The sequence below is a fragment of the Acinetobacter sp. YH16051 genome (genome assembly GCF_013417135.1).
Taxonomy (GTDB): Bacteria; Pseudomonadota; Gammaproteobacteria; order Pseudomonadales; family Moraxellaceae; genus Acinetobacter; species Acinetobacter towneri.
In genome coordinates this window covers 1-25136 of record NZ_VPEN01000003.1, presented here as the reverse complement: position 1 = coordinate 25136, position 25136 = coordinate 1, and the positions used below count along the sequence as shown (strand labels likewise).

Genomic DNA, 25136 nt, shown 5'->3' with positions numbered 1-25136 from the left:
CATGCAGAAACATCCCATCATTGAGCAACTAATTGAAGCTCAGCTTGATTTTTTAGATCAAGAATTTAACCAAAGTGAAATGGTACAAACTGAATTTATGCAGTTTTACCAATGGTTTCGCAAACAAAGCTTACAAGATTTATGGACATCTGAAGCCATTCATCAACTGATTCAACATCAAATTTTAAATACACCTGCCAGTTCATTTTTAGTGGAACAAATTGCTGAGCATATTCGTTTTGCACTGGTACACCCTGTTAATGACAGCAGTAAAATTGCCGATGTGATACCTGTGCTGACCATCGACAAAATTGCACAATATGTTGCAAGTAAAAGTGGACATCGTCAGCGTTTGATTAAAGCCGTGGTGAATAATCCTGCCTTTGCCGCCATGATTACCCAACTCATTCAACATTCCATTCAGGATTATATGGATAATTCGGTGATCGCCAAAAGCGTGCCTGGCGTATCGCGTTTTATGAAAATGGGTAAATCGGTTTTGGAAAGCGTTACCGATACCAATTTAGACCAGACCATTCAGCATTATTTGCAAAAAAATGTGCAGAAGCTGACTCAAATGAGCGAGTCGGTGCTTAATCAACATTTTGATGAGGAAAAACTGTATCACTTCCAAGCCAATTTATGGCACAAAGTTAAAGACTTGCCACTTTCCGTTTTAAAAAATTATATTGAAGTACAAGACCTATCCCAAACTGTCAATTTAGGACATGAAATTTGGGATCATTTACGCCAAAGTGACTATTTGAAACAGCAAGTGCATGATGGGGTTTATGCGTGGTATGTACGCAATCAGGCGCGCCCTTTTGACTTGTTATTGCACGACTTAAACATTGATGAAGCGCTAGTCCAACAACAATTACAACAACTGTTAAATCCAGTCATTCAAAAAATGATCGCTGAAGGCTATTTAAAGCAACGTGCGCGCCATTATTTAGAGAAATTTTATTATTCTGAAAAAACACAACAAATTTTAAATCTACAAACGAATGAATAGGGTCTGTTGACAATTTCAGATAAAAATAACCTCCTAAAATTTAGGAGGTTATTTTTAAGCGAGGCTTAGAGCTTATTTAAAATAAGCACCTTCAGATTGACTGTGGTCAGTCTGATCCACCACACGCATCAATTCAGGTACGTGTTGTTTCAAGGTTGTTTCAACACCTTGCTTTAAAGTCACATCAATCGCTGAACATCCTTGGCAACCGCCACCAAATTTCAATACTGCAGTTAAGCCGTGTTCTTCATCTTCAACCACTTCAACCAAAGCACAGTTACCACCATGCCCTGCTAAACCTGGGTTAATTTCAGACTGTAAAACATAAGTAATGCGTTCTTCTACCGAAGCATCTGGGCCTACGCGTGGCACTTTTGAGTTCGGTGCACGGAAAGTCAATTGACCACCAAAACGGTCTTTGTTGTAGTCAATTACGGCATCCAATAAATACGGAATAGACGGCGTATCAATAAATGCAGGAAAGTCTGGATATTCCTGTTTGTAGTCTGTAGGTACAACTTCATCGGGCGCACTATAAGCCATGCAACATTCAGCACGCGGTGTACCAGGATTTTCCACAAAAACACGCACACCAATACCCGGTGTATTTTGCTTTGCCAATAAATCCTTCAAATACTCTTGAGCAGTTGGCGTAATCAATAAGTTTGGAATTTCATCTACAACTGCTGTGCTGCTGTTCTCAGTCGACATAACAATAATTTCCTCAAGCTGAAGTGGCTATTTTAACTGAAGATGCGGGGGAATAAAAAAAAATCAACCAAAATTGTCGGATTTATTCCTAAAGTTCGACTCAAACTCAGTTTTGATGCATTATTACAGCAGAATTCAAGTAAAAGAATAGGCGTTTATGCTCGATTTACCTTTTAATCATACCGTGACCATTATCATTATTACGGTCATTGTGTCTATGTTGGCGTTTTCCAAACAAGAATTAATGAATCGTCTGATTTTTTGGCCGCCTGCTATGCAACGTGGTCAATATGATCGCTTCATTACCCATGGTTTTGTGCATGCCGATGGTGCGCATTTGCTGTTCAATATGATTACCCTGTTTTTCTTTGGCAGCATTATTGAAAGTTTTTATCGCCAATACGTCTATGATTTAGGCTTTGTGCTGTTCTATTTAGGTGGCTTAATTGCGGCAATTATTCCAAGTTATTTAAAACACAAAAATGACCATCGCTGGGCCAGTTTAGGTGCTTCAGGAGCGGTATCTGCTGTGCTATTTGCCTATATTTTATTTGAGCCATGGAAGTTGATTTTTGTATTCTTCATTCCAGTTCCTGCTATTATTTTTGCAGTGCTGTACGTGGCATATAGCATTTGGTCAGGTAAACGAGGCAATTCTAATATTAACCACAGTGCGCATTTATGGGGCGCAGCTTATGGTGTGGTTGTCACTATTTTAATTGAGCCTCGCATCTTGCCGCATTTCTTGAATAAATTGGCTCAATTGCCTTTCTAGTCACCTCACATCGCAGCATACAGCGGCTCTATGTATATGCATTGAGTCGCTTTTTACGCAAAACAAACCGATCATTCTTTGCACAATAATACTGATAAGCAATAACACGCTGTAACCCAGCCTCAGCCTATACTGAATACACATAAAACAAAAAAGGAGTGTGGCATGAAAAAAATTGCACTTCTGAGCAGTATATTACTCAGTTTAAGTTTAGGCGCCTGTGCGGTACATACCCCTGAAGGGAGTATTGTGGTCGATCCAGATCGGAGCGTTTATCCGAAAGGCTATTCTCCGCACCGCCATCCACATACAAATGGTGACTTCTGTCCACCTGGTCAGGCTAAAAAAGGACGCTGTTAATTTGCTGAAGCAATCTGCCATTTCTTCAAAAACTACTACTTTTCCAAAAGTTCTTCGCTAAAAACCTTCGTTTCCACGAAGGTTTTTTATGCAAATTTTACTTTAGAATTCATACAATTTTGGTAGTTTATGCCACCCAAACTCGCAATTTGGCATAGATAATGTATACATCTGTATATTAATTTCAATTTAGTTTGCGAGTTTTTGCATGTCCACTTCTTACGATGGCTTACAGTTTCCAATTCATCCAGAAAATCATAAACCCAGCACCTCAAGCACGGGCAAACAAATTATTGCCGAAGCCTTAGCCACAGTCGATCATCAAAGCTCAGTCGATGCTTTGGCAGAAAAAAACTGGCGTAAACACTATCCAAAATACTTTAAAGCCCTCGTGACCAATGGTATTCGTGAACAAGCTAACGCAATTCAAATTGCAGAAGATGGTTTAAGAAAAGCGCATCAAAGTTTTGAGTTTTATCGTCATGAGCAAAAATATGTGCTGAAAGATGTCATGCTCTTGCCTACTGAAACTTTACATACCTTTAAATTACAAGGCAGCAGCCAAGCAGCACCCGAATGGTATGTGCCGTATCGTGGGCAAAAGTTACAAGGTCAAGCTCTACTAGATCAAATTGCAATTTGGCTAGCAGCAGGCATTATTGAACCAAGTCATGCCGAAGCGTTAAATGCTGCAATGGCGCATCCTGAATGGTTTGATTTGTCTGACCGTAACATGGTGCTATTTGGTGCAGCTTCAGAAGCAGGGCCACTCACATGGTTAGCCAAATGGAAAGCCAATATTATTGCAGTCGATTTACCAAATAGCCGTGTGTGGAATAAAATTTTAAGCACTGTGCAACAAGGCAATGCCACCTTATATGCACCCAGTACAACACAACTCGCGGCAGATACCCCACTTGATATTTTAACAGAACAGTTGGGTGTAAATCTGCTAACGCAAACCCCAGAAATTGCACAATGGTTAGCTCAAAAACCTCAAACGCTAGATTTAGCAGCCATTGCCTATTTAGATGGTGAAAAACACGTGCGTGTTGCGATGGCAATGGATGCGATTATGCAATATGTCAGCGAACACAAAGCTGATAGCAGCCTTATGTTTATGTGTACCCCAACCGATGTTTATGCCGTTCCTGAAGAAGTGATTAGCGCATCGGCAGAGAAGTTTCAGCAGCGTTCGCAAGGGCAAAAGCTACTTACCAAAAGTATTGAAACCATTTCACGCAGTCATTTCTTCCAAAAGAATCTGCATAATTTAATTGCTTCAGACAATGGTCAACATTATGGTATTGCCGACTGTTTGGTGGTTGAACAAGGGCCAAACTATGCTTTAGCAAAACGCATCCAGCAATGGCGTGCAATTTTAGCGCGTCATCAAGGACAGCATGTCAGCATCAATATTGCACCTTCGACCACCACACACTCTGTGACCAAAAATCCATTACTCAAAGCAGCATTTAGTGGCGCAAGTTTGTTTGATGTTGAAGCATTTAGCCCTGAAACCACCAATGCGATTATGGCGGCATTGTGGATTCATGACTTACGCAATCCAAACTCGGCAGCCAATCCTGAAGTGAAACTTGAGCATCCGCTCGAATTGATGATGGAAGGTGCGAACCATGGTGGATTGTGGCGCGTGGCATATTTGGCACGAACTGCCCTACCTTTCGCTGCGCTCTATGGCTTTGCTGCAGATAAATTACCTCTGGACAAAGTCATCCAAAAATTTAAAAAGTAATGTAAACCGCTAATCTATCTATTCAAAAACTTGCCTGCAAATATTTCTTTAGACTAATCTGCAGGTATAAAAAAGCGCTGTATCATCACAGCGCTTTTTCAACCACTCAAAAAGTTTTGAATGGATTAAAACACTTTTAAGAACAACCAGAACAAGCTACCCGATAAGCAAATTGTCGCAGGTAAAGTGAAAATCCAAGCCGAAAGAATTGTACGCACCATTTGGAAATTCAGACCCGATTTATTTGCCACCATGGTACCTGCCACCGCACTGTTCAGTACGTGTGTAGTTGAAACTGGCATCCCCAAACCATCTGCAGCAGCAATAGTTGACATTGCCACAAGCTCGGCAGACATACCTTGACCATAAGTCATGTGCTGCTTACCGATACGTTCACCAACAGTCACCACAATACGTTTCCAGCCGACCATCGTACCCAAGCCTAGTGCTAAGGCAACGGCAACTTTGACCCAAGTTGGAATGTATTGTAAGAATGAATCTAAATGGCTGCGGTAGCTTTTAACCACTTTTTTCTGTTCTTCCGACATTTCAGGCAAGGCATTGGCTTTGTCTAAACGCTTGAATGAAGTCGTGCTTAAATACATATCATTACGCATTTCTGCTACTTCAGCTTCAGGCACATCTTTCAAGTTGCCATATTGACCCACACGCTCACCCAAATGATCCGTTAAGCTTGCCAAAGCAGGCACGACTTCAGGAGTAATTTCTTTGGTCTGAATATAACTAGTAATAATCTGACGCGCTTTTTCATCTGGCATATCGGCATGTTGTGGATAAATCACATCAGCCGTTTGCGTTGAAAGCTGCTGGAACGATTGAATGTGGTTTTGGCCTAACTCTTTATTTAACGAGTACGCCAACGGCACAATCCCGATCAAAATCAACATGATTAAACCCATGCCCTTTTGACCATCGTTTGAACCATGCGCAAAACTTACCCCAGTACAAGTAAAAATTAGAATGGCACGAATCAGTGGTGGTGGTGGCTTATTGCCTTCAGGTGGCTGGAACAACTCCATTTGTTTCTTGAAGATTTTTTTCACCAAGAAGAACAAAATCGCAGCAAAGGCAAAACCAATCAGTGGCGAGAACAATAAAGCCTTGCCCACTTTCATGACTTGTTCCATGTCTACGCCACTTGCACCCGCACCTGAGTTCAGCAAGTAGTTCATAATCCCCACACCTAAAATCGAACCGATTAAAGTGTGCGAACTTGAAGCAGGAATACCGAAAAACCACGTTCCTAAGTTCCAGACAATCGCGGCAATCAACATGGCAAAAACCATGGCAAAGCCTGCGCCTGAACCGACATTCATAATCAATTCGACTGGAAGTAAGGCAATAATACCGTAGGCAACTGCGCCACTGGCGACCATCACCCCAAGGAAGTTACAGAAACCCGCCCACATTACTGCCACAGGTGCAGACAGGGCATTGGTATAAATAACCGTTGCCACTGCGTTAGCTGTGTCGTGGAAACCATTCACAAATTCAAAGCCTAAGGCAATGAATAAAGCGGTCGCCAATAAAATCACCGAGTACATGCTTAGCGCAGGCACGTGGGATAAGTCCGCAGACAATTGGAAACCAATATAAATAAGGGTAGAAACGATGATCGTTAAAAACACCGGCATAAAAAATTTCGGTGTAGGCACATGAACATTGGTCGATTTAGTGGTCGACTTGTGTGCTGAATCTACAGGAGTTGGATTAGAATTCATGCAAGCAGAAAAGAGGATTTAAAATCCCCTTATTGTTCAATTAAATTGTGACAATTATATGACAAAGAGCTGTTATATAAAGCAACTTTCATACTTTATTTTCACACTTTAAGCTGTTTTTTTTGTGCATAAAATTAAAATTAACATTTAAATTTAAACACTTAGAATAAATAAACCTACTTTTCTTATGCCATTCTCTCAAATTTAGATTGTTACACCTTTGTCATATTTGCCTAAAATTTCAGACAAAATTTACCGTGAGCCAATTTTGCCTGAGCAATATGACAAAGCGATGACGCATCAAAGTAAAATCAAAATTAGAATGTTCCTCATCACAACTTTTATTTAGGTTCAAAAGCTACAGCAAAATCCTAAAAATACTGCTTTATGCACTATTTTTACGACTTCCACTCTCTCTGGTCGCTTCAAGTGCACGAAAGCCGTGCGAACTCTGCTAAAATAGCGCTCATTTCGAATTCAGTCATAAAGGGTTTTTTATGTCCACGCTTACCACCCTGAAAGCGCTTCTTGCCCAAAGAATTTTAATTATCGATGGTGCTATGGGTACTATGATTCAACGCCATCAATTGGAAGAAGCCGATTATCGTGGTGAGCGTTTTGCAGATTGGGCACATGACCTCAAAGGCAACAATGATTTATTGGTACTGACCCAACCGCACATTATTCAGGGTATTCACGAAGCCTACTTAGATGCGGGTGCAGACATTATTGAAACCAACAGCTTTAACGGCACACGCGTTTCTATGTCTGACTATCACATGGAAGATTTGGTTCCAGAAATTAACCGCGAAGCAGCGCGTTTAGCCAAAGCTGCCTGTGAAAAATATTCAACACCAGACAAACCACGTTTTGTGGCAGGTGTACTTGGGCCAACATCGCGTACCTGTTCAATTTCACCAAATGTAAACGACCCTGCATTTCGTAACATTAGCTTTGATGCACTCAAAGAAAACTATATTGAAGCTGCGCATGCCTTAATTGAAGGTGGTGCAGATATCCTGCTCATTGAAACTGTATTTGACACCTTAAACTGTAAAGCTGCGATTTTTGCGGTCAAAGAAGTGTTTAAACAGCTCGGGCGTGAATTGCCGTTGATGATTTCAGGTACCATTACCGATGCTTCAGGACGTACCTTAACGGGTCAAACTGCAGAAGCTTTCTGGAACTCGGTACGTCATGGCGATTTACTTTCAATTGGTTTTAACTGTGCTTTGGGCGCAGATGCCATGCGTCCACACGTTAAAACCGTTTCAGATGTTGCCGATGTGTTTGTTTCTGCACACCCGAACGCGGGCTTACCCAACGCATTTGGTGGTTATGATGAAACGCCTGAAGAAACCGCAGCTTTCCTCAAAGAATTTGCTGAAAGCGGCTTGATCAATATTACAGGCGGTTGCTGTGGTACAACGCCTGATCATATCCGCGCGATTTACAATGCGGTAAAAGACATTCCACCGCGTAAAATTCCAGAGATTAAACCTGCATGCCGTTTAAGTGGTTTAGAACCATTTAACATTTATGATGACTCTTTATTTGTAAACGTGGGCGAACGTACCAACGTCACAGGTTCTAAAAAATTCCTGCGTTTAATTCGTGAAGAAAACTTTGCCGAAGCCTTAGATGTTGCTCGTCAACAGGTAGAAAGCGGTGCGCAAATCATCGACATCAACATGGATGAAGGCATGCTCGATTCAGAAGGTGCGATGGTGCACTTCCTGAACTTGGTGGCATCTGAGCCTGATATTTCTCGCGTACCTATCATGATTGACTCCTCTAAATGGGAAATCATTGAAGCAGGCTTGAAATGCGTACAAGGTAAAGCCATTGTCAACTCTATTTCCTTAAAAGAAGGTTATGACGAGTTTGTCGAAAAAGCCCGCCTCTGCCGCCAATACGGCGCAGCTGTCATTGTTATGGCCTTTGACGAAGTCGGACAAGCCGATACTGTGGCACGTAAGCGCGAAATTTGTAAACGCTCTTATGACGTTTTGGTCAATGATGTTGGCTTCCCTGCCGAAGACATTATTTTTGACCCGAACGTGTTTGCAGTTGCGACAGGTATTGAAGAACACAACAACTACGCAGTCGATTTTATTGAAGCCACAGGCTGGATTAAACAAAACCTGCCGCATGCCATGATTTCAGGCGGTGTATCGAACGTATCTTTCTCATTCCGTGGTAACGAACCTGTACGTGAAGCCATTCACGCGGTATTCCTATATCACGCTATTCAGCAAGGCATGACCATGGGGATTGTCAACGCAGGTCAGTTGGCAATTTACGATGACATCCCGAAAGAACTGAAAGAAGCAGTTGAAGCCGTTATTCTGAACCAGAACCAAGGTGAAAGCGGTCAGGATGCCACAGAAAAACTGCTAGAAGTGGCAGAAAAATATCGTGGTCAATCAGGCGCACAAAAATCCGAAGAAAACTTAGAATGGCGTAGTGAATCTGTCGAAAAACGTCTTGAGTACGCTTTAGTTAAAGGCATCACCACCTTTATTAATGAAGACACCGAAGAAGCGCGCCTGAAAGCCAAACGTCCATTAGATGTGATTGAAGGCCCGTTGATGGATGGCATGAACGTGGTCGGTGACTTGTTTGGTGCAGGTAAAATGTTCCTGCCACAAGTGGTGAAATCTGCCCGTGTGATGAAACAAGCCGTTGCATGGCTCAACCCGTACATCGAAGCTGAAAAAACCGAAGGTCAGTCTAAAGGTAAAGTCTTGATGGCAACGGTAAAAGGTGACGTTCACGACATTGGTAAAAATATTGTGGGCGTAGTCTTGGGCTGTAATGGATACGATATTGTCGATCTCGGTGTGATGGTACCTGCAGAAAAAATCCTGCAAACTGCCATTGACGAAAAAGTCGATATCATTGGCTTGTCTGGTCTGATTACCCCATCTTTAGATGAAATGGTTTTTGTTGCCAAAGAAATGCAGCGTAAAGGCTTTAACATTCCATTGTTGATTGGTGGCGCAACCACATCTAAAGCACATACTGCAGTTAAAATTGATCCACAGTTCTCAAACGATGCTGTCATTTACGTTGCCGACGCTTCGCGTGCCGTTGGTGTTGCGACAACCTTACTCTCTCCTGAAATGAAACCTGCTTTTGTTGCAGAGCACCGTGCGGAATACGCTAAAATTCGTGAACGTATTGCCAATAAGCAACCAAAAGCTGCGAAATTGTCGTATGCAGAAGCCATCGACAATGGTTTGAAAATTGATTGGGACAACTATACGCCTGCAGTACCAAACTTAATTGGAACTCAAGTGCTGACTAATTATCCGCTTGAAACCTTGTTGCCATACTTTGATTGGACACCATTCTTTATTTCTTGGAGTTTGGCGGGCAAATTCCCGAAAATTTTGGAAGATGACGTGGTGGGCGAAGCTGCAACCGACTTATATAACCAAGCGCAAGCCATGCTCAAAGATATTATTGCAAATAATCGCTTTGATGCACGTGCAGTCTTTGGGATTTACCCTGCCAACCGTTCTGCGGCAGATTCAGTACAAGTATATGATGCAGCACGTAATCAAGTAACGCACACCTTCCATCATATTCGCCAACAGTCTGACAAAGTCACAGGCAAACCAAACTTGTCTTTGGCAGACTTTGTTGCAACTGCAGAGCAAGGGCAAGATTACTTGGGCGGCTTTACCGTGTCGATTTTTGGTGCGGAGGAAATGGCCAATGAGTTTAAAGCCAAAGGGGATGATTATTCTGCCATTTTGGTGCAGTCTTTGGGTGACCGTTTTGCAGAAGCATTTGCAGAGCATTTGCATGAGCGTATTCGTAAAGAATTCTGGGGCTATCAGCCGAATGAGCAGCTAAGCAATGAAGAGCTGATTAAAGAGAAATATGTAGGGATTCGTCCTGCACCGGGCTATCCTGCGTGCCCTGAGCACTCTGAAAAAGCCACACTGTTTAACTGGTTAGGTTCGACTGAAAAGATTGGCACACAGCTGACCAGCAGCTTTGCGATGTGGCCGCCTTCATCTGTGAGTGGCTTCTACTATGCCAACCCTGCTTCTGAGTACTTTAACGCAGGTAAAATCTCGTTAGATCAGCTTGAAGATTACGCACAGCGTAAAGGCTGGAGTTTAGATGAAGCGAAGCGTTGGTTAGCTCCAAACTTGGATGATTCGATTAATTAATTGCTTTATGCCGCTTGGGTAGTACATCGGCCCATGCGCTCTACATAATGTCATTTCAAAAACCAGTGAATTGTAAAATTCACTGGTTTTTTGTTAAAAGGAAGTTTTAGCTAAATTGCATCAAATTATTGGAAGATCGTAATCCCCCTAAAATAAAATAATCTAAAAGTAGAATTTTCTTTTAAGATTCATGTACGTATGACTACATTAAATAAATTTACGGACTTAGACAGACCACATATCCGAGTTGTTACTTAAATTTGAATGGATTTCGGAAAATTCGGCTTCTGAATGTTTAGGCAACAAATCCTGACGATACTAGGAATTAGTCACCAATATCAGGAATAAAAACCTGCTTTAAAGGGATTAAAGCTCTATATTGTGGTTTAAAATCTTCATAATAACGATAAATTAACTCTACAATCTCTTTACCATCAATAAGTCTTAACCGTGATTTATTCGTAGCTTTACTCTTTGCTTGATTACTATAACTTCCAAGATTAACAAATAAAGCATATTCGCCATCTTCAAGAGTACCTAAAAGTTGATTTATTTCAGGTAAGCCATTAGATGTTAAAGTTTTTTTACATTGAACCTTAATAATAGGGGGTTCGAAGCCAAGTGTATCCTTGTGAGCAATAACATCAACACCGCCATCACCCGACCTCTGAGTAACCCTAGCAACATACCCCATGCATTCAAGCAAATGAGCGACAAATTCTTCAAACTGATAACCGTTTAAATGTTGATTTAATCTGCGAATAATAAAATCTTCAGTTGAATATTTTGCTGTTTCATTAATTACTTTAGTTACTGTTTCATCATCGGGTATTTCTTCTTGTTCTAATTCTTGCTCTTGTAACTCAACTATTGGGTCTTTATTTATTGTAGCTTGGTATTCAATACCTACAGCATTTAAAAAATCACCTGCTGTTTTCTTAATTTCAAACAACGTAATGTAAGCACCAATTTCATATAACGCTACTTGAGAAAAATTGTTACGTGGGACTCCATTAGGTGTTAGCCATGTTACAGGACGACGATTTAAATAAGCATCTTCGTCTTCAGAATTAGCTCTCTCATAATCTCCACTAATAATACCAATATAGACCAATCTATCCGATTTGCATGGGTATACCACATAATCTCCTGTTTTTACCACATGCATAAATCTGTAAATTGTGGCTACCTGAGTTCGGATAGAAGGCATTGAAGAATCAGGTTGCTTTGCTTGCAAAGCAAATTTAAAGGCTTCCCTATCAGCATCAATCTGACTTAAATCACCTAACTCTGACCAGCCAATTCCAATGTAATTTTTTTCAACTGGCTCAGTTCCAACATGTACGCCCATGTGTACACCCCAAACAGTCGGTGTATCAGACATTTATTAACCTTAAATACTTGTAATTTATGCCGTTCAGCATATCTTAAATAAGGATTAATTTGAATATGAGTATTATTGTGGGTATCGTTTCTGAGTTTAAAAAATTTGATGCTGATCTTAAAAATCCGAACTGGTCAGTATCTTCAATTAGCTCTAATAATGAGCTAATTGTTAGTTTATGGGGTCATAAACCTTTATTATCTAAACATCCAACTGAAAGAAAACAGGTTTATCGTGACCGTATTGATAGATGGTCTGGTAATGGACGTAATGAATTTAAGAAAAACCTTGATCTAGCATTAGAAGAAAAATTAAAAATTAGACCTATTATAGCTATGCTCGATAAAAGCTCGGATTTTCAAAATATTTTAGATGGCAAAGATGGCAGCCAATACCCTAAAAGATTTAATGCAAAAACCAATTGGATCGGTGAATTAACTATTTGGGATGGTATCCAATTTGAGATTGTATTTAGTCTTGAACAATAATTTAAACTCAAACCAAGTTTTTATTATGCTTACTACAGGCTTACCTTGCATAAACCCCAAATACAACAAAGCCCTGAGTATGTCAGGGCTAAGTCATTGATATTTGGCGGAAGCGGTGAGATTCGAACTCACGGAGGACTCACACCCTCGTCGGTTTTCAAGACCGGTGCATTAAACCGCTCTGCCACGCTTCCAATGGCGGCTATCATATAAAGAAAAATTCAGCTTGGCAAATATTTTCTAAAAATTATGATCCAAATGTTCAAAATAAAATCAAAAATCAGTCATTTTCTGCAATTTCAGGCTTTTCATAGCGTATCGAATTAATAAACCAGCTCTTTTTGCCTAACGGCGTCTGCACTTCCACCTCATCATCTACCTGTTTAGACAACAAAGCCCGAGCCATAGGTGAATCAATCGAAATATGTTGTGGATGATGATCATAAATTTCATCCACGCCCACAATTCTCAAGGTCTTTTGCTCGCCTTGTTCATTTTCAATTTCGACCCATGCGCCAAAATATACTTTACCCTCTTGTTCTGGTGCAAAATCGACAATACGCAGCTCTTCTAAACGCTTGCCCAAATAACGTACCCGACGGTCAATTTTACGCAAAAGCTGTTTGTTATATTGGTAATCTGCGTTTTCAGAGCGATCGCCGAGACTTGCCGCCCAGTTTACTTTTTTGGTGATTTCAGGGCGTTCTTCATGCCACAAATGCTGTAACTCTGCCACGAGTTTATCGTGTCCAGAACGTGTAATTAAGTTAGATTTCATGGTGTTTTTGCAGCCGGTTTTTTACATTTGGTTAACATCAATCCTATATTTTATTGCATTTTTATACACAATAAAAATTTATAAAATTTATTTCTCAATGAAATGAATATCTTATGTTACATTTTTCAAAAAATTTATGTACAAAATTTGACATCCAAAATTTTCATCTTTATTATTCGCACATCTTTTAGTTTTGATCACTTTTTAACCTGTGTATAAATTTTACACATTTTCCCTTTAATCCCAAGTCATTTTGAATGACGTCATGACTGCCCAACCCTTATTGAATTTATCAAACTTGAAAAAGTTTAAGGTGTGTTGCCTTTGCTTTTTAGGGCATAAATTACTTGTAGCGGAGCCAACATGCACAGTAGTTCAACGTCTGGGTCTAGGCTTAGCCTTCACTCATTTTTTAATCGCCTCCCATTCAAAGTCCTCGCTTTCAGTACTGTTCTTCTCCCATTCCACAGTATTAACGCAGGCAAAGCCGTTCATCAATTTGACAGCGTCGTCAATCAGAACAAATTGACCGTTGTGTCTGTGGAAAATCCAACCACAGTGTTTAAAGATGGACAACATTTACATGGCTTTGGTTATGACCTTGTGCGTAACTATGCCGACAGCATGAATGTGAAACTCGAATTTAAAACGGTAAGCGACAATGCGACCGCTTTAAAATGGGTGTCTTCTGGTAAAGCGAACTTTGCCATGACCACGTCGAGTATCCAAAGCATCGAAAAGCAGCAACTCACGGCATTTTCTGCCAGTTGTGGCGATTTAAATACTTTAAAGCGTAATGGTTTAAATAGTGAGCTGAACTGGGTGTTTAAACACGCAGATGATCCTCTTAGCCAAACCGCAAACAACTTTGTTTGTCGTGGCAAGCAAAACGGCTCAATTACCCAATTGGCTTCATTTTATAATCGTAATGTGGTCAAACAAGAATCGTGGGATGTGATCCAGCGGGATTTGCGTAATCGTTTACCTTTATATAAGGCCAACTTTAAAAAGACTGCCACGCAGTACGATTTAGACTGGCATCTTTTGGCGGCAATTGGTTATCAGGAATCTTACCTCAAACCCAACTCGGTTTCGCCAACAGGTGTGCGCGGTATTATGATGCTGACCAATAATACAGCCAAAGCGATGGGCGTAAGCAACCGTACCGATCCTGCACAAAGTATTCAGGGTGGTGCTAAGTATTATGACCAAATGCTGAGCCGTTATGAGCATATTCCATTTCCTGATCGTAACTGGTATGCCCTAGTCGCTTATAACATGGGTCCTGGTGCAGTCAGTCAAATTCAGAAGCGTATTCGCTCACAAGGCAAAAACCCGAACAATTGGGTTAACCTATATGCGTATTTAGACCGTAACAAAGCGAGCAACGGTCGTTATCGTCAAGCAGTGCAATATGTGACTCGTATTCGCGCCTACCTTGAGCATATTAAGACCACACCGCAATTGGTGAATATCTAAAATTTACCTCGCGTGATTGAGTTGCAGTGTATATCAGCTGCAATTCAAACATGAATAATGCGCTGTTAAAGCTGCAGTGCATAAAAAAGCCTAGTTGATACTTCAGCTAGGCTTTTTTGTACTATAGCGGGAAATTCGCCTGCTACAGCGTAAATCGCTTGAATTAAGCAGATTGCTCAAGAATCTTCTTAAATAAGTCTTTTTGTTCTTGGCTTGGTTTTGCAGTTTGTAATGCCATTAATTGTGACATATCGCCCTGTACTTTGATTTTACCTGTCATAAAGGCTTGCATAGCAGCCGCCATGTCAAACTCTAGGAATACTTTACGTAAAGTTTCCGCATCCATATTTAATGTTGTTTTTGCGTTGTCCGCCAAACCTTTTTGGATTTTACCGCCATCTAAAGACAATTCTGTGTTGCCTGCAGCATCAGTCACCACTAAGTTAATTGCCAGATTTGCAAGTGCTGGAGGTAGGTTTAAATCACCAGCTTGAGCCGTTAAATTTTCTACAGTTGCAAACCAATCATCAGTTAAAAAAGCAGGCATGATTTTTCCTCAATATATTTGTGCATGTGTGTTGTCTATCCAGACACCATCATTATTAAGCTGTTTTGCTTGCTGATTGTTATAGCATGAACCTTTCGTGAAAGGCTAAGAAATTTTGTACGGGACGTTCAGTTTTTGTATTTTTAGTCGAAATGACGACTTTCTCAAATAAATCAAATTCATAAAAAAACACCAAGCTCTGGCTTGGTGTTGATTACATTTTAAAGGGATTGACAGGCTGTTATCGCTTAGTCTGCAGCGTAGCCTAAATTGACCATATTGATGCGTTTGTTTTGCTCTGCTGCGTTTTGTTCGGCCTGATCGGCAAAATCAAATACGCGTTGGCTGTCTAACGCTTCAAAGTCGAATAATTCACGGTCTGCCAACTGCGATGGCGATACATTCTGTAATGCGCCAAAAATACTGTGCAAACGCTTAGGATGTGCTTTATCCCACTCACGTAACATGTCGTTAATAATGGCACGCTGTAAGTTTTCCTGTGAACCACACAAGTTACACGGAATAATTGGGAATTTACGCATTTCTGCATATTTAATGATGTCTTTTTCTTCCACATAAGCCAGTGGACGAATCAGCATATTTTTCTTGTCTGATGACAACAACTTCGGTGGCATGGCTTTTAAGCTACCGCCATGGAACAAGTTTAAGAAAAAAGTCGCCAAAATATCATCACGGTGATGCCCAAGCGCCACTTTGGTTGCCCCTATTTCCTGCGCAAAGCCATACAAAGAACCACGACGCAAACGCGAACACACTGCACAGTAAGTTTTACCTTCAGGCGTTAAACGCTTGGTGATGCTATAGGTGTCTTTTTCTAATATGTAATATGGGATGTTATTTTCTTCTAAATAACGCGGCAATACATCTTCAGGGAAGCCTGGTTGCTTTTGGTCTAAGTTCACAGCCACCACATCAAAATTGATGGGTGCGATGCGCTTGAACTGCAACATAATGTCCAACAAGGTATAACTGTCTTTACCACCAGAAATACACACCATGACTTTATCGCCATCTTCAATCATGTTGAAGTCACGAATCGCATGCCCGACTTGACGACGCAGCTTTTTCAACAAACGATAATACGCAGAGCTGGTTGGAAGTTCTGGTTTGAAATTAAAGCCTTGATCGGACTCAACTGGAGAGAACATAGACGCGATTAACCCATGAAAAAAATTACCGCGCAATTTTAGCCGATTCAGACCAATCCCGCATCAAAAGAATGTAATTTCATCGCAATCTTCCTTTTCGTCAGAGAACTTAATTTCTGACTGCGCGTTCATTTCTGTTTGCACACTTTATTTTTGTCTGCGCAGATCGTTTTTTCTGCGGCAAGTTTGAACCCTCAGGTTCACTTTTTCGCCAAGATGCTTATCTTTTGGACTTTTCCACAGTTTTCCACAAAAGCTGTGGATAACTTTGTGGATTTAAAACAACTTGACAACGCCTCTTGCCGTTATTCTAAGGCTTCTCTTTAAATTGATCACTTTTTGATCGATTTTATTTTAATTTAAAATCATACACTTAAGTGTGTCAAGCTGATCCAATTAAAAAAAAATAAATATTTTTTTTGATTACTCTGTCAGCAATTAAGCTTGATTTTTTTCGACACTACTGTAAATGAATTTGTACAAAGCCTTTTCATCTGTGAGATTTTTGTTAAACTCCTCATAACTGTTTGGGGACAGCTTTTAGTGTATTCACAGCATGAACAATAAAATTAATGCCTTTTTACTGTATATTTTGGGGACTGCCAGCATCATGCCTTTGGCAACGACAACGCACGCAGGTCAAATTTATATGTATAAGGACAGCAATGGCAGTACCTTGCTGACCAACCGTAAAAGTGCAGATCGTTCACTGACAAAAGTAAAAGTCACATATTATCCAGACAGCAATATTCACAGTTATCGCAACTGGGGCAATTCCGAAGCGTCGGTATTGCCAAGTTATAGCCGCAATAAAAACGCCTTTGACCACATTATTCAGCAAGCAGCACAACAACACGGTGTTTCAGAAGGTCTAATTAAAGCAGTGATGCATACCGAATCAGGTTTTAATGTCAACGCCCGCTCGCCTGTCGGTGCACAAGGTCTAATGCAGCTCATGCCTGCGACAGCACGACGTTTTAATGTCAGCAACGCTTATGACCCGCATGAAAACATTATGGCGGGTGCAAAATACTTGGCTTGGTTACTCAAACGCTTTAATGGCAACACCACTTTAGCTTTGGCGGGCTATAACGCAGGCGAAGGCAATGTTGCAAAATACGGCGGCGTACCGCCTTTTCGTGAAACACAGGATTATGTACGTCGTGTGACCAGTCGCTATAGCAACCTATATGCTAGCGGCGTTAGTGCAAGTTCTGGCAGTAACGCGATTACGGCAAATAACAATAGCAATACTCAGAGTCAAAATGCACAAGTGATTGCGCAGTCAGACAATTACACTGCCAGTAATCATCAAGTGGCGGCAAACAAACGTCCACAACGTCAAATTATTATGGCTGCCGATGGTCGCTTTACCGATGCACCTGCAGGTTCTTACGCGACAGGGAATGCCACGGCTTCGGCACGTATTTTTATTTCAGAATAAAAGCTACAGCACTTCATTTGAGCTTGCGTTGCCGCAAGCTCAAATGAAGTGCTGATTGCAGTATCAGCTCAAAATATTTTTAGTACAGTTTTATTATTTTTCTTGAATTTTTAATACATACACCGCATATTTACGGCATGGTTTATTAATAAATCAGATTACATTTTTAATATAAGAGGATTTACTCAATGATGCGGATTGGTTTGTTCTTGCTAACCAACCTCGCGGTACTGGTTGTAGCTGGCATAATTTTGTCACTCTTCGGTGTCGGTAGTTACCATGGCGCGGGTGGCTTAAACCTAGGCAACCTGTTGGTCATCTGTTTTGTCTTTGGTATGGTTGGCTCTTTAATTTCACTATTCATGTCTAAATGGATGGCGAAAAAAACAACTGGGACTGAATTAATTGACCCGAATGCCCCTCGTAACCAAGCTGAAGCGTGGTTATTAAATGAAGTTGCGCAATTGTCGCAACGTGCTGGTATCAAAATGCCAGAAGTGGGTATTTTCCCTTCTTACCAATCGAATGCTTTTGCAACAGGTTGGAATAAAAACGATGCTTTAGTCGCTGTATCTACAGGGCTGCTTGAGCGTATGAACAAAGATGAATTACGTGCAGTTTTGGCACACGAAATTGGTCACGTTGCCAATGGTGACATGGTGACCTTGGCACTGATTCAAGGTGTGGTCAACGCATTCGTCATGTTCTTTGCCCGTGTTGCAGGTGACTTCATTGACCGTAACGTATTTGGTCGTGAAGATGGCGAAGCACCAGGCTTGGCTTATTTTGCAATTACCATTGTACTGGATATCGTATTTGGTATTTTGGCCTCTTCAATCGTGATGTGGTTCTCGCGTCAACGTGAATACCGTGCCGATGAAGCAGGTGCACGTTTGGCAGGTAAGCAAGCCATGATTTCTGCATTATTACGTTTACAGGCAGAATCTGAAATGCCTGATGCAATGCCAAAAGAAATGAAAGCTTTTGCGATTTCTGCAGGTAAAGAAGAAGGTTTTAGCTTGGCAGCGTTATTCCAAACTCACCCAAGCATTGAACAACGTGTTGCAGCTTTACAGCAATTAAATTTACCTTAATACTGCTAGCAAGATATTGTAACAGCGACACCAAAAAGCTTCCTCAGGGAAGCTTTTTTCATGTCTGTAAATTAGATCTGCCAGATGGTTTTGTACTTTAAACAGGTTCATTTAAACAGCAAAACTTTGTGACCAGTGCCACAACCAACTTGCACCGAGCCATGCTGCCCAAATAAAGAAAATAAGAAAAATCACACCAAGCAAATCAGGCAAATGTAGCCACAGCCATGCCACTACAGGATTACGCCAAAATGCTGACTGCTGCTGTTTACGTTCCAATCGCTCATGTAAAAAAGGATGTACCACATGATGCTCACTGTGAATCTGATATTCTTCACGGATATGCGTATGCACTACATCTAAAGCTTTACGGCTTGGACGAATAAATACATCAAATACTGTGCCGACAATTGGCACAAAACCAACTACTGCATCCATCACAGCAAGTTTAATCACGGGAGTGAGTTTGGTTTGTGGTACACCAATTTGTTTGGCTTTATAAATCGCATAACAGGTCAGTGCAAAACCTGCGACATCCCCCGCGACAGGTACAGTGCCTAATGCGGCATCTGCTCCCACGCCCTGCTTGGTAAATGGAATACGCACCACAGAATCCATCATATTGGCAAACTTGGCTAAATCGCGCTCTAAGCGAATCACCTCTTGCTGGCTAAGTTTTTTTGAAGATGCAGGTTCTGGCATAGAAAACGTATCGTTGGGTAAATGCAATCTACTTGAGAATAAAGCAGTTTTTTACTCAGGTCTGTTATGATTTTATAAACAGAATTTTGATCAATGCAAAAAGTTTAAGATGAGGTCTTGAATAAGTCATCATCACCGACAGTGTTTAAAGTAACAACTGTGAAGCAATAAATAAGTACACCACCACGCCCGTTGCATCACAAATCGAGGTTACCAAAGGCGCAGAGGCACTGGCAGGGTCTAGTTTCAGGCGATGCAAAATAAAAGGCAAACTCATGCCAATTAAACAGCCCATCAGCACAATGCCCAGCATACTCAGTGCCAATACCACAGACACCATCATATCGCCACGGTAATAGCCTAAAATTGAAACCGCAAAAGCCATAGTTCCACCCAAACATAGCGCCACCAAACTTTCACGTCCGAGTAAATGCAGCCAATCTTTAAATTGCACATCACCTGTAGCCAGTGCCCGTACCATTAAGGTCGCAGACTGAGAACCCGCATTACCACCACTACCGACCAAAAGCGGCAAGAAAAAAACCAGTACAATATGTGCTGCAATAGTGTCTTCATAATGCGCAATGCCAATTCCAGACAATAAACTGCCAAATACCAAAATCACCAACCAAAACACACGTTTGCGATATAAAAATAAAATTGGCGCAGTTTTTATACTCATGCCAGGTGAAGACGCTACCGCACTGGATTTTAAAAAGTCTTCTGTAGTTTCTGCCTGTACCACGTCCATCGCATCATCATAGGTGACAATCCCCAGTAAATGCTGTGCATCATCTACAATCGGTAAGGCCAAAAAATCATAATGGCTGAGTTTTTGCGCGATACTTTCCTGATCTTCTGTCACTAAACCAGTGACTAAATCTGTGCGCATCACATTTTTAATTTTCTGTTCAGGCGGGTTTTGAATTATTTCTCTTAAAGAAATCACCCCCAATAGTTTCATCAGTTCATCGACAATATAAATCAGGTACAAAGTTTCCCGATCTGTGGTCATTCTGCGTAATTCATCTATGGCTTGCTGCATGTTCAGTTCTGGTGAGAGCACCACGAAATCCGAACTCATAATCGCGCCCGCAGATTCTTCAGGATATCGCGCTAAAGTCTGAATCTGTGCGCGTTTTTCTTCCGTAATGTGTAAGCTGACAAAACGCTGTAAATGCGGAGAAAGTAACTTAAATAAGTCGGTGCGGTCATCTGAATGCATGGCTGAAATCAGTTTGACCAATTGCTGCGGTGCCATCGCCTCTGCAATTTGATGTTGCGAATGCAGTGGTAAAAACTCCATCACCAAGGCAGCACTGTCAATTTGTTCAATTAAACTCAGCTGTGCTTTCAGACTCAAGTGCTGCATTAAGTCGGCTAAATCGGCAGGGTTGATACCATCGATCAAGCTGCGCACTGTACTTGACTGATGTAATTGCAAGGCTTGTTCTAACTGTTCAGCGTGCAGATTGGTCATTAATCTCACCCACTCCATCATTCCAAAACGTAAAATGAAGAATGGGCAAAGTTTCTCAGCCCAAACCAACCCTTAAAAACCCGAAAATCTGTAGATTTATACAAGATTTTTAGCGTTTCATATCATAGCCTATAATTTTGCTAAGTGCCTAATAAAAACATCTTTAGTTTATGGGTGATGAACGATTCACTTGAAATATAGAACGAACCAGCACATACATAAACGGAATAAAAACAAGCACTAAAATTGTGCCAAAAATAACTCCACCTAAAACACTCACCCCAATTTCCTGACGGCTTGCTGCACCTGCACCAAAGGCAAATACTAGCGGCAAAATACCTGCACCAAATGCCAATGAGGTCATTAAAATAGGTCTGAGCCGTAAGCTTGCACCTTCTAAAGCGGCTTGAATCACCTGTTTGCCTTGTTGCTGCGCAGCCGAAGCAAACTCCACAATTAAAATGGCATTTTTACATGACAAACCAATGGTGGTAAGCAAGGCAATTTGGAAATAAATGTCGTTCGGGAAACCTGCCAAATAGCTGAAAATAATATTTCCACCAATTCCTAAAGGAATGGCACTCATCACGGCTGTTGGAATACTCCAACTTTCATACAAGGCAGCAAGGCATAAGAAAATAAACCCGATGGAAACCAAATACAGTAACAAAGCCTGATTGCTGGACTGATTTTCTTCAAAAGACAACCCACTCCATGCCAAGTCAATGCCCTGCTGCTGTGCCACCATCTGTTCTAAATCACGCATCGCCTGCCCTGAGCTATATCCTTCGGCAGTATCGGCTTCCATTTGCACGGCGCTATACCCCATAAAACGATTGACGACTTCTGGCCCACCGCTCCAACTGAGTTGAGCAAACTGGCTAAAAGGTACCATTTGATTTTGCTGACTGCGTACCGACCATTGATTCAAATCTTCAGGTTTACCACGAAATTCGGCATCACCCTGCATAATCACACGTTTAATTCGACCACGGTCAATAAAGTCGTTGATATAACTACCGCCCCAAGCTGCCGCTAAGGTACTGTTAATAGCCGTTTGATTTAAACCTGCTGCCATCGCCTGTTTCTGATCAATCGTGACGTTTAACTCCGCTTTTTCAGGATTGGCACGTTGATCTAAATTTTTAAAGCTTTGATATTGAGCGGCTTGCTGCTGTAAATTTTGAAATTGCTGAATTAAAAAATCGCGTCCTGTACCATTCACATCGCGCATCCAGAACTCTAAGCCATCGGTTTGCCCCAAACCACGAACTGCTGCGGGCATGCCAATGGTAATTTGTGCATTGGGATGCTGTCGAAAATGCTGCATGGCACGTTCACGAATAGCTTGTGCGGTATGCTGTTGCCCTTGACGCTCATCCCAATGTTTTAGCGCAATAAAACCCTGCCCTAAATTCTGCCCTGTTCCCGAAAAATTACGTCCATAACGAATCATCACCAAATCAACATTGTGGGCTTCATGCTGCATAAAGTATTCACGTATGCTTTCGCCCACTTCACGACTTTTAGACAACGGCGCACCTTCCTGTAATTTAAATTGCACCGACAACATGCCCTGATCTTCATTCGGGATAAAACTGGTAGGTAAGGCACGGTAAAACAAGGCAAACACCGTCAATAAACCTGCAAAAATAACCAGACACACCGCTTTATGCTGAATCGTCCAGCCTGATAATTTGAGATAGTGTTGTTTTAAGCGTTCCAGTTTTTGATTAAACCAGATGGCCCATTGGGCTGGTTGTGGATTGGGTTTTAAAATCAAGGCACACAAGGCAGGCGTTAAAATTAAGGCCACACCTAAAGACAGCACCATCGCAGTGACTAAGGTGATGGAAAACTGGCGATAAATCACCCCAGTCGAACCACCAAAAAATGCCATAGGAATAAATACTGCGGTCAAAACTAAGGTAATGCCGACCAAAGCACCGCTAATTTCCTGCATAGATGCGATAGATGCCTGTTTAGCCGAGAGCTGCTGTTCGTGCATTAAACGCTCGACGTTTTCGACCACGACAATCGCATCATCCACCAACAAACCAATCGCTAAAACCAAAGCGAATAAGGTCAGCGTGTTAATACTTAGGCCAAAGAGTTGCAACACGGCCATAGTGCCTAAAATCACCACAGGCACGGTTACGGTAGGAATGAGCGTCGCGCGCCAGTTTTGTAAAAACAAGAACATCACGATGACAACTAAAATCACCGCTTCAATTAAAGTTTTCACCACTTCATTAATTGATTCCTGCACGAAAGGCGTGTTATCTCGTGGATAGACAATTTGGTAACCTTCGGGCAATTGTTGTTTTAAATGCTCAATTTGTTTTTGAATTAAGGCTGAAGTTTGTAGCGCATTGGCACCAGACGATAAGGAAATACCCATCCCTGCCGATGGAAAACCATTAATGGTATTAAAGCTTTGATAATTTTCTGCACCAAGTTCAATACGTGCCACATCTTTTAAATAAACAAAGCCACCTGCCTGATCTGCTTTTAAAATAATATTTTCAAATTCTTCTACCGTTTTTAAGCGTGAACCTGAGGTGACTTTGGCATTGAGATATTGTTCTTGTGCTATGGGTAATTCACCAATTGCGCCTGCTGCGACTTGGGTATTTTGTGCCAATACTGCAGCACGTACATCACTTGGCATGAGTGCGTATTGTTTTAACTTTATCGGATTCAGCCAAATCCGCATTGCATATTGCGCACCAAAAACATCGACCTCACCCACACCTTCAATGCGTGCCAACTCTTGCTCTAAATGACTCATCATATAGTCAGACAAGGCAATATTGCTGCTTTTGCCTGTGGCATCGTACAGCCCAATCACCATGTGGGTATCGCCCAATGACTTAAAGACATTCACCCCCTGACGCTGCACATCTTCAGGTAAGCGGTTAATTGCACCATTAATCGCATTTTGTACCTGGACTTGTGCGGTATCGGGGTTGGTACCATTTTCAAAGCTAATGCTGATTCTACTTCGTCCTGAAGAATCGCTGCTAGAACTAAAATACAGTAAGTGATCTAAGCCTTTAATTTGCTGTTCTAAAACCTGTGTGACGCTTTCTTCAACCGTTTCTGCCGAAGCTCCTGTATACGTTGCGCTGACGGTGATACGAGGTGGTGCAATGTCTGGGTAGCGTTCTACAGGTAAATTTAATACTGAAAAAATCCCCAGTGCCATCACCACAATGGCGAGCACACCTGCAAAAATAGGACGTTCAATAAAAAATTTAGACAGCATAGAACAAGATCACTTTCTGGTGGCGATTGGGCTTAAACACGCAATATTTTTCTTCAAATTAACATAGGCGAGTGGATCTTCCGTGACTGAAAATCAAAAAATTATACTTTTTCACAAAAATATTGTTTTTTCTTCATTTTTTCTCACAGATTTAAGCCCTTAACCTCCTCACTTTAGGATATGCAGCGACTCAGCCATGTTTTTATACTTTGTCTATAAACAACGAGATGACAAGGAAATCATGATGAAAAAAACGTTAATTTGCTTAGCCTTAGCAGGTTTACTCAGTGCATGTGGCGGGTCAGACAATGATTCTGGTAGCAATCAGAATCCGCCACCGAGTTCAGCAACACAGATTGGTGTACTGACCGATGGCCCTGTAACTGGGGTTAAATATCTCAGAGCTTCGAGTTCAGGTGAAAGTATTGAAGGTATCACCAATGATAAAGGTGAGTTTGAATATGCTGAGAGTGATACTGTTCGCTTCTTTATTGGTGATGTGCAACTTGGTGAAGCCATTGAAGCTAAAGCACGTATTACCCCACTAGATTTGGCTGAAAGTGAAAATGCCCGTACCAACTTAATGGTATTTTTACAATCTTTAGATAGCGATGGCGACCATAGCAATGGATGAACCGTACCGGGTTTGTCGGAGACTTTTTTATTTAAGTTAGGCCACCTGACCTAACGGGTTAATCTTATCATAGTACATTGCTTCAAACTCAAAAGGCGATACATAACCCAGTGCACTGTGTAC

Annotated in this window: 18 protein-coding genes, 1 tRNA gene and 1 pseudogene; 10 read left to right on the top strand and 10 right to left on the bottom strand. The window is 41.3% G+C overall.

Annotation, left to right across the window (positions count from 1 at the left end; genetic code table 11):
* The first annotated feature begins 1 nt into the window (after nt 1).
* Nucleotides 2–1015: a hypothetical protein gene (locus FTV41_RS03540; RefSeq protein WP_179996138.1), complete on the top strand. Its 1014-nt coding sequence runs from the start codon at nt 2–4 to the stop codon at nt 1013–1015.
* 72 nt (nt 1016–1087) lie between these two features.
* Here FTV41_RS03540 and nfuA read toward each other — a convergent pair whose 3' ends face one another.
* Nucleotides 1088–1726: a Fe-S biogenesis protein NfuA gene (nfuA, locus tag FTV41_RS03535; RefSeq protein ID WP_096900978.1), complete on the bottom strand. Its 639-nt coding sequence runs from the start codon at nt 1724–1726 to the stop codon at nt 1088–1090.
* Nucleotides 1727–1883: 157 nt separating this feature from the next.
* On the opposite strand from nfuA, the gene FTV41_RS03530 reads away from it, so the two are divergent.
* From FTV41_RS03530 to FTV41_RS03520, 3 genes are all read left to right on the top strand, one after another.
* Complete coding sequence (locus FTV41_RS03530; protein WP_179996137.1) at nt 1884–2501, top strand: rhomboid family intramembrane serine protease; 618 nt, start codon at nt 1884–1886, stop codon at nt 2499–2501.
* A gap of 165 nt (nt 2502–2666) precedes the next feature.
* Nucleotides 2667–2861: a hypothetical protein gene (locus tag FTV41_RS03525; protein ID WP_168461374.1), complete on the top strand. Its 195-nt coding sequence runs from the start codon at nt 2667–2669 to the stop codon at nt 2859–2861.
* 208 nt (nt 2862–3069) lie between these two features.
* Nucleotides 3070–4617, top strand: a complete 1548-nt coding sequence (locus FTV41_RS03520; protein WP_131261616.1) for a hypothetical protein — start codon at nt 3070–3072, stop codon at nt 4615–4617.
* 125 nt (nt 4618–4742) lie between these two features.
* Here the strand turns inward: FTV41_RS03520 and FTV41_RS03515 are convergent, their stop codons facing one another.
* Nucleotides 4743–6359, bottom strand: coding sequence for an inorganic phosphate transporter (locus tag FTV41_RS03515; protein ID WP_167845859.1), 1617 nt, complete (start codon nt 6357–6359; stop codon nt 4743–4745).
* A 497-nt stretch (nt 6360–6856) separates the two neighbouring features.
* Between FTV41_RS03515 and metH the strand changes: the two genes are divergently transcribed.
* Nucleotides 6857–10546, top strand: a complete 3690-nt coding sequence (gene metH / locus FTV41_RS03510; RefSeq protein WP_179996136.1) for a methionine synthase — start codon at nt 6857–6859, stop codon at nt 10544–10546.
* A 325-nt stretch (nt 10547–10871) separates the two neighbouring features.
* On the opposite strand, the gene FTV41_RS03505 is transcribed toward metH, so the two are convergent.
* The gene (locus FTV41_RS03505; RefSeq protein WP_257221906.1) at nt 10872–11930 is read right to left on the bottom strand and encodes a restriction endonuclease; all 1059 of its coding nucleotides are present in this window, start codon (nt 11928–11930) and stop codon (nt 10872–10874) included.
* 65 nt (nt 11931–11995) lie between these two features.
* Here FTV41_RS03505 and FTV41_RS03500 point away from each other — a divergent pair, with 65 nt between their 5' ends.
* Nucleotides 11996–12418 carry a hypothetical protein gene (locus FTV41_RS03500; protein ID WP_179988560.1) on the top strand — a complete coding sequence of 141 codons (423 nt, stop codon included), beginning with the start codon at nt 11996–11998 and terminating at the stop codon, nt 12416–12418.
* A gap of 104 nt (nt 12419–12522) precedes the next feature.
* Here the strand turns inward: FTV41_RS03500 and FTV41_RS03495 are convergent.
* Nucleotides 12523–12612, bottom strand: a tRNA-Ser gene (locus FTV41_RS03495).
* 86 nt (nt 12613–12698) lie between these two features.
* A complete protein-coding gene (greB, locus tag FTV41_RS03490; RefSeq protein ID WP_004972106.1) occupies nt 12699–13196 on the bottom strand; it encodes a transcription elongation factor GreB in 498 nt (165 codons plus the stop codon).
* A gap of 363 nt (nt 13197–13559) precedes the next feature.
* On the opposite strand from greB, the gene FTV41_RS03485 reads away from it, so the two are divergent.
* Nucleotides 13560–14675, top strand: a complete 1116-nt coding sequence (locus tag FTV41_RS03485; RefSeq protein WP_179991135.1) for a transglycosylase SLT domain-containing protein — start codon at nt 13560–13562, stop codon at nt 14673–14675.
* Nucleotides 14676–14838: 163 nt separating this feature from the next.
* Here the strand turns inward: FTV41_RS03485 and FTV41_RS03480 are convergent, their stop codons facing one another.
* Together FTV41_RS03480 and ttcA are read right to left on the bottom strand one after the other, a co-directional pair.
* Nucleotides 14839–15222 carry an SCP2 sterol-binding domain-containing protein gene (locus FTV41_RS03480; protein ID WP_004972111.1) on the bottom strand — a complete coding sequence of 128 codons (384 nt, stop codon included), beginning with the start codon at nt 15220–15222 and terminating at the stop codon, nt 14839–14841.
* A 248-nt stretch (nt 15223–15470) separates the two neighbouring features.
* The gene (gene ttcA, locus FTV41_RS03475; RefSeq protein WP_104853169.1) at nt 15471–16391 is read right to left on the bottom strand and encodes a tRNA 2-thiocytidine(32) synthetase TtcA; all 921 of its coding nucleotides are present in this window, start codon (nt 16389–16391) and stop codon (nt 15471–15473) included.
* Nucleotides 16392–16947: 556 nt separating this feature from the next.
* On the opposite strand from ttcA, the gene FTV41_RS03470 reads away from it, so the two are divergent.
* Both FTV41_RS03470 and htpX read left to right on the top strand, forming a co-directional pair.
* On the top strand, nt 16948–17835 hold the full coding sequence (locus FTV41_RS03470; protein ID WP_004972115.1) for a lytic transglycosylase domain-containing protein: 888 nt from the start codon (nt 16948–16950) through the stop codon (nt 17833–17835).
* 188 nt (nt 17836–18023) lie between these two features.
* The gene (gene htpX, locus FTV41_RS03465) at nt 18024–18929 is read left to right on the top strand and encodes a protease HtpX (protein WP_004972117.1); all 906 of its coding nucleotides are present in this window, start codon (nt 18024–18026) and stop codon (nt 18927–18929) included.
* 111 nt (nt 18930–19040) lie between these two features.
* Here htpX and FTV41_RS03460 read toward each other — a convergent pair whose 3' ends face one another.
* The 3 genes from FTV41_RS03460 to FTV41_RS03450 form a co-directional block, all read right to left on the bottom strand.
* Nucleotides 19041–19631 (bottom strand): DUF4112 domain-containing protein, encoded by a 591-nt coding sequence (locus FTV41_RS03460; RefSeq protein ID WP_004972119.1) that lies wholly within the window; start codon nt 19629–19631, stop codon nt 19041–19043.
* A gap of 145 nt (nt 19632–19776) precedes the next feature.
* Nucleotides 19777–21111: a magnesium transporter gene (gene mgtE / locus FTV41_RS03455; protein WP_179988559.1), complete on the bottom strand. Its 1335-nt coding sequence runs from the start codon at nt 21109–21111 to the stop codon at nt 19777–19779.
* Nucleotides 21112–21274: 163 nt separating this feature from the next.
* A complete protein-coding gene (locus FTV41_RS03450; protein ID WP_179996135.1) occupies nt 21275–24379 on the bottom strand; it encodes a multidrug efflux RND transporter permease subunit in 3105 nt (1034 codons plus the stop codon).
* A gap of 244 nt (nt 24380–24623) precedes the next feature.
* On the opposite strand from FTV41_RS03450, the pseudogene FTV41_RS03445 reads away from it, so the two are divergent.
* Nucleotides 24624–25010, top strand: a pseudogene (locus FTV41_RS03445) (hypothetical protein); the annotation flags it as partial.
* Nucleotides 25011–25136 lie beyond the last annotated feature (126 nt).

Excerpts from the sequence above, each read along its gene's own strand:
- FTV41_RS03525 (WP_168461374.1), top strand. The coding sequence starts at position 2,667 with ATGAAAAAAATTGCACTTCTGAGCAGTATATTACTCAGTTTAAGTTTA.
- FTV41_RS03470 (WP_004972115.1), top strand. The coding sequence starts at position 16,948 with ATGAACAATAAAATTAATGCCTTTTTACTGTATATTTTGGGGACTGCC.
- FTV41_RS03460 (WP_004972119.1), bottom strand. The coding sequence starts at position 19,631 with ATGCCAGAACCTGCATCTTCAAAAAAACTTAGCCAGCAAGAGGTGATT.
- metH (WP_179996136.1), top strand. The coding sequence starts at position 6,857 with ATGTCCACGCTTACCACCCTGAAAGCGCTTCTTGCCCAAAGAATTTTA.
- htpX (WP_004972117.1), top strand. The coding sequence starts at position 18,024 with ATGATGCGGATTGGTTTGTTCTTGCTAACCAACCTCGCGGTACTGGTT.
- FTV41_RS03500 (WP_179988560.1), top strand. The coding sequence starts at position 11,996 with ATGAGTATTATTGTGGGTATCGTTTCTGAGTTTAAAAAATTTGATGCT.
- FTV41_RS03515 (WP_167845859.1), bottom strand. The coding sequence starts at position 6,359 with ATGAATTCTAATCCAACTCCTGTAGATTCAGCACACAAGTCGACCACT.
- FTV41_RS03450 (WP_179996135.1), bottom strand. The coding sequence starts at position 24,379 with ATGCTGTCTAAATTTTTTATTGAACGTCCTATTTTTGCAGGTGTGCTC.
- FTV41_RS03480 (WP_004972111.1), bottom strand. The coding sequence starts at position 15,222 with ATGCCTGCTTTTTTAACTGATGATTGGTTTGCAACTGTAGAAAATTTA.
- greB (WP_004972106.1), bottom strand. The coding sequence starts at position 13,196 with ATGAAATCTAACTTAATTACACGTTCTGGACACGATAAACTCGTGGCA.
- FTV41_RS03540 (WP_179996138.1), top strand. The coding sequence starts at position 2 with ATGCAGAAACATCCCATCATTGAGCAACTAATTGAAGCTCAGCTTGAT.
- FTV41_RS03485 (WP_179991135.1), top strand. The coding sequence starts at position 13,560 with ATGCACAGTAGTTCAACGTCTGGGTCTAGGCTTAGCCTTCACTCATTT.
- nfuA (WP_096900978.1), bottom strand. The coding sequence starts at position 1,726 with ATGTCGACTGAGAACAGCAGCACAGCAGTTGTAGATGAAATTCCAAAC.
- FTV41_RS03505 (WP_257221906.1), bottom strand. The coding sequence starts at position 11,930 with ATGTCTGATACACCGACTGTTTGGGGTGTACACATGGGCGTACATGTT.
- FTV41_RS03530 (WP_179996137.1), top strand. The coding sequence starts at position 1,884 with ATGCTCGATTTACCTTTTAATCATACCGTGACCATTATCATTATTACG.
- FTV41_RS03520 (WP_131261616.1), top strand. The coding sequence starts at position 3,070 with ATGTCCACTTCTTACGATGGCTTACAGTTTCCAATTCATCCAGAAAAT.
- mgtE (WP_179988559.1), bottom strand. The coding sequence starts at position 21,111 with ATGACCAATCTGCACGCTGAACAGTTAGAACAAGCCTTGCAATTACAT.
- ttcA (WP_104853169.1), bottom strand. The coding sequence starts at position 16,391 with ATGTTCTCTCCAGTTGAGTCCGATCAAGGCTTTAATTTCAAACCAGAA.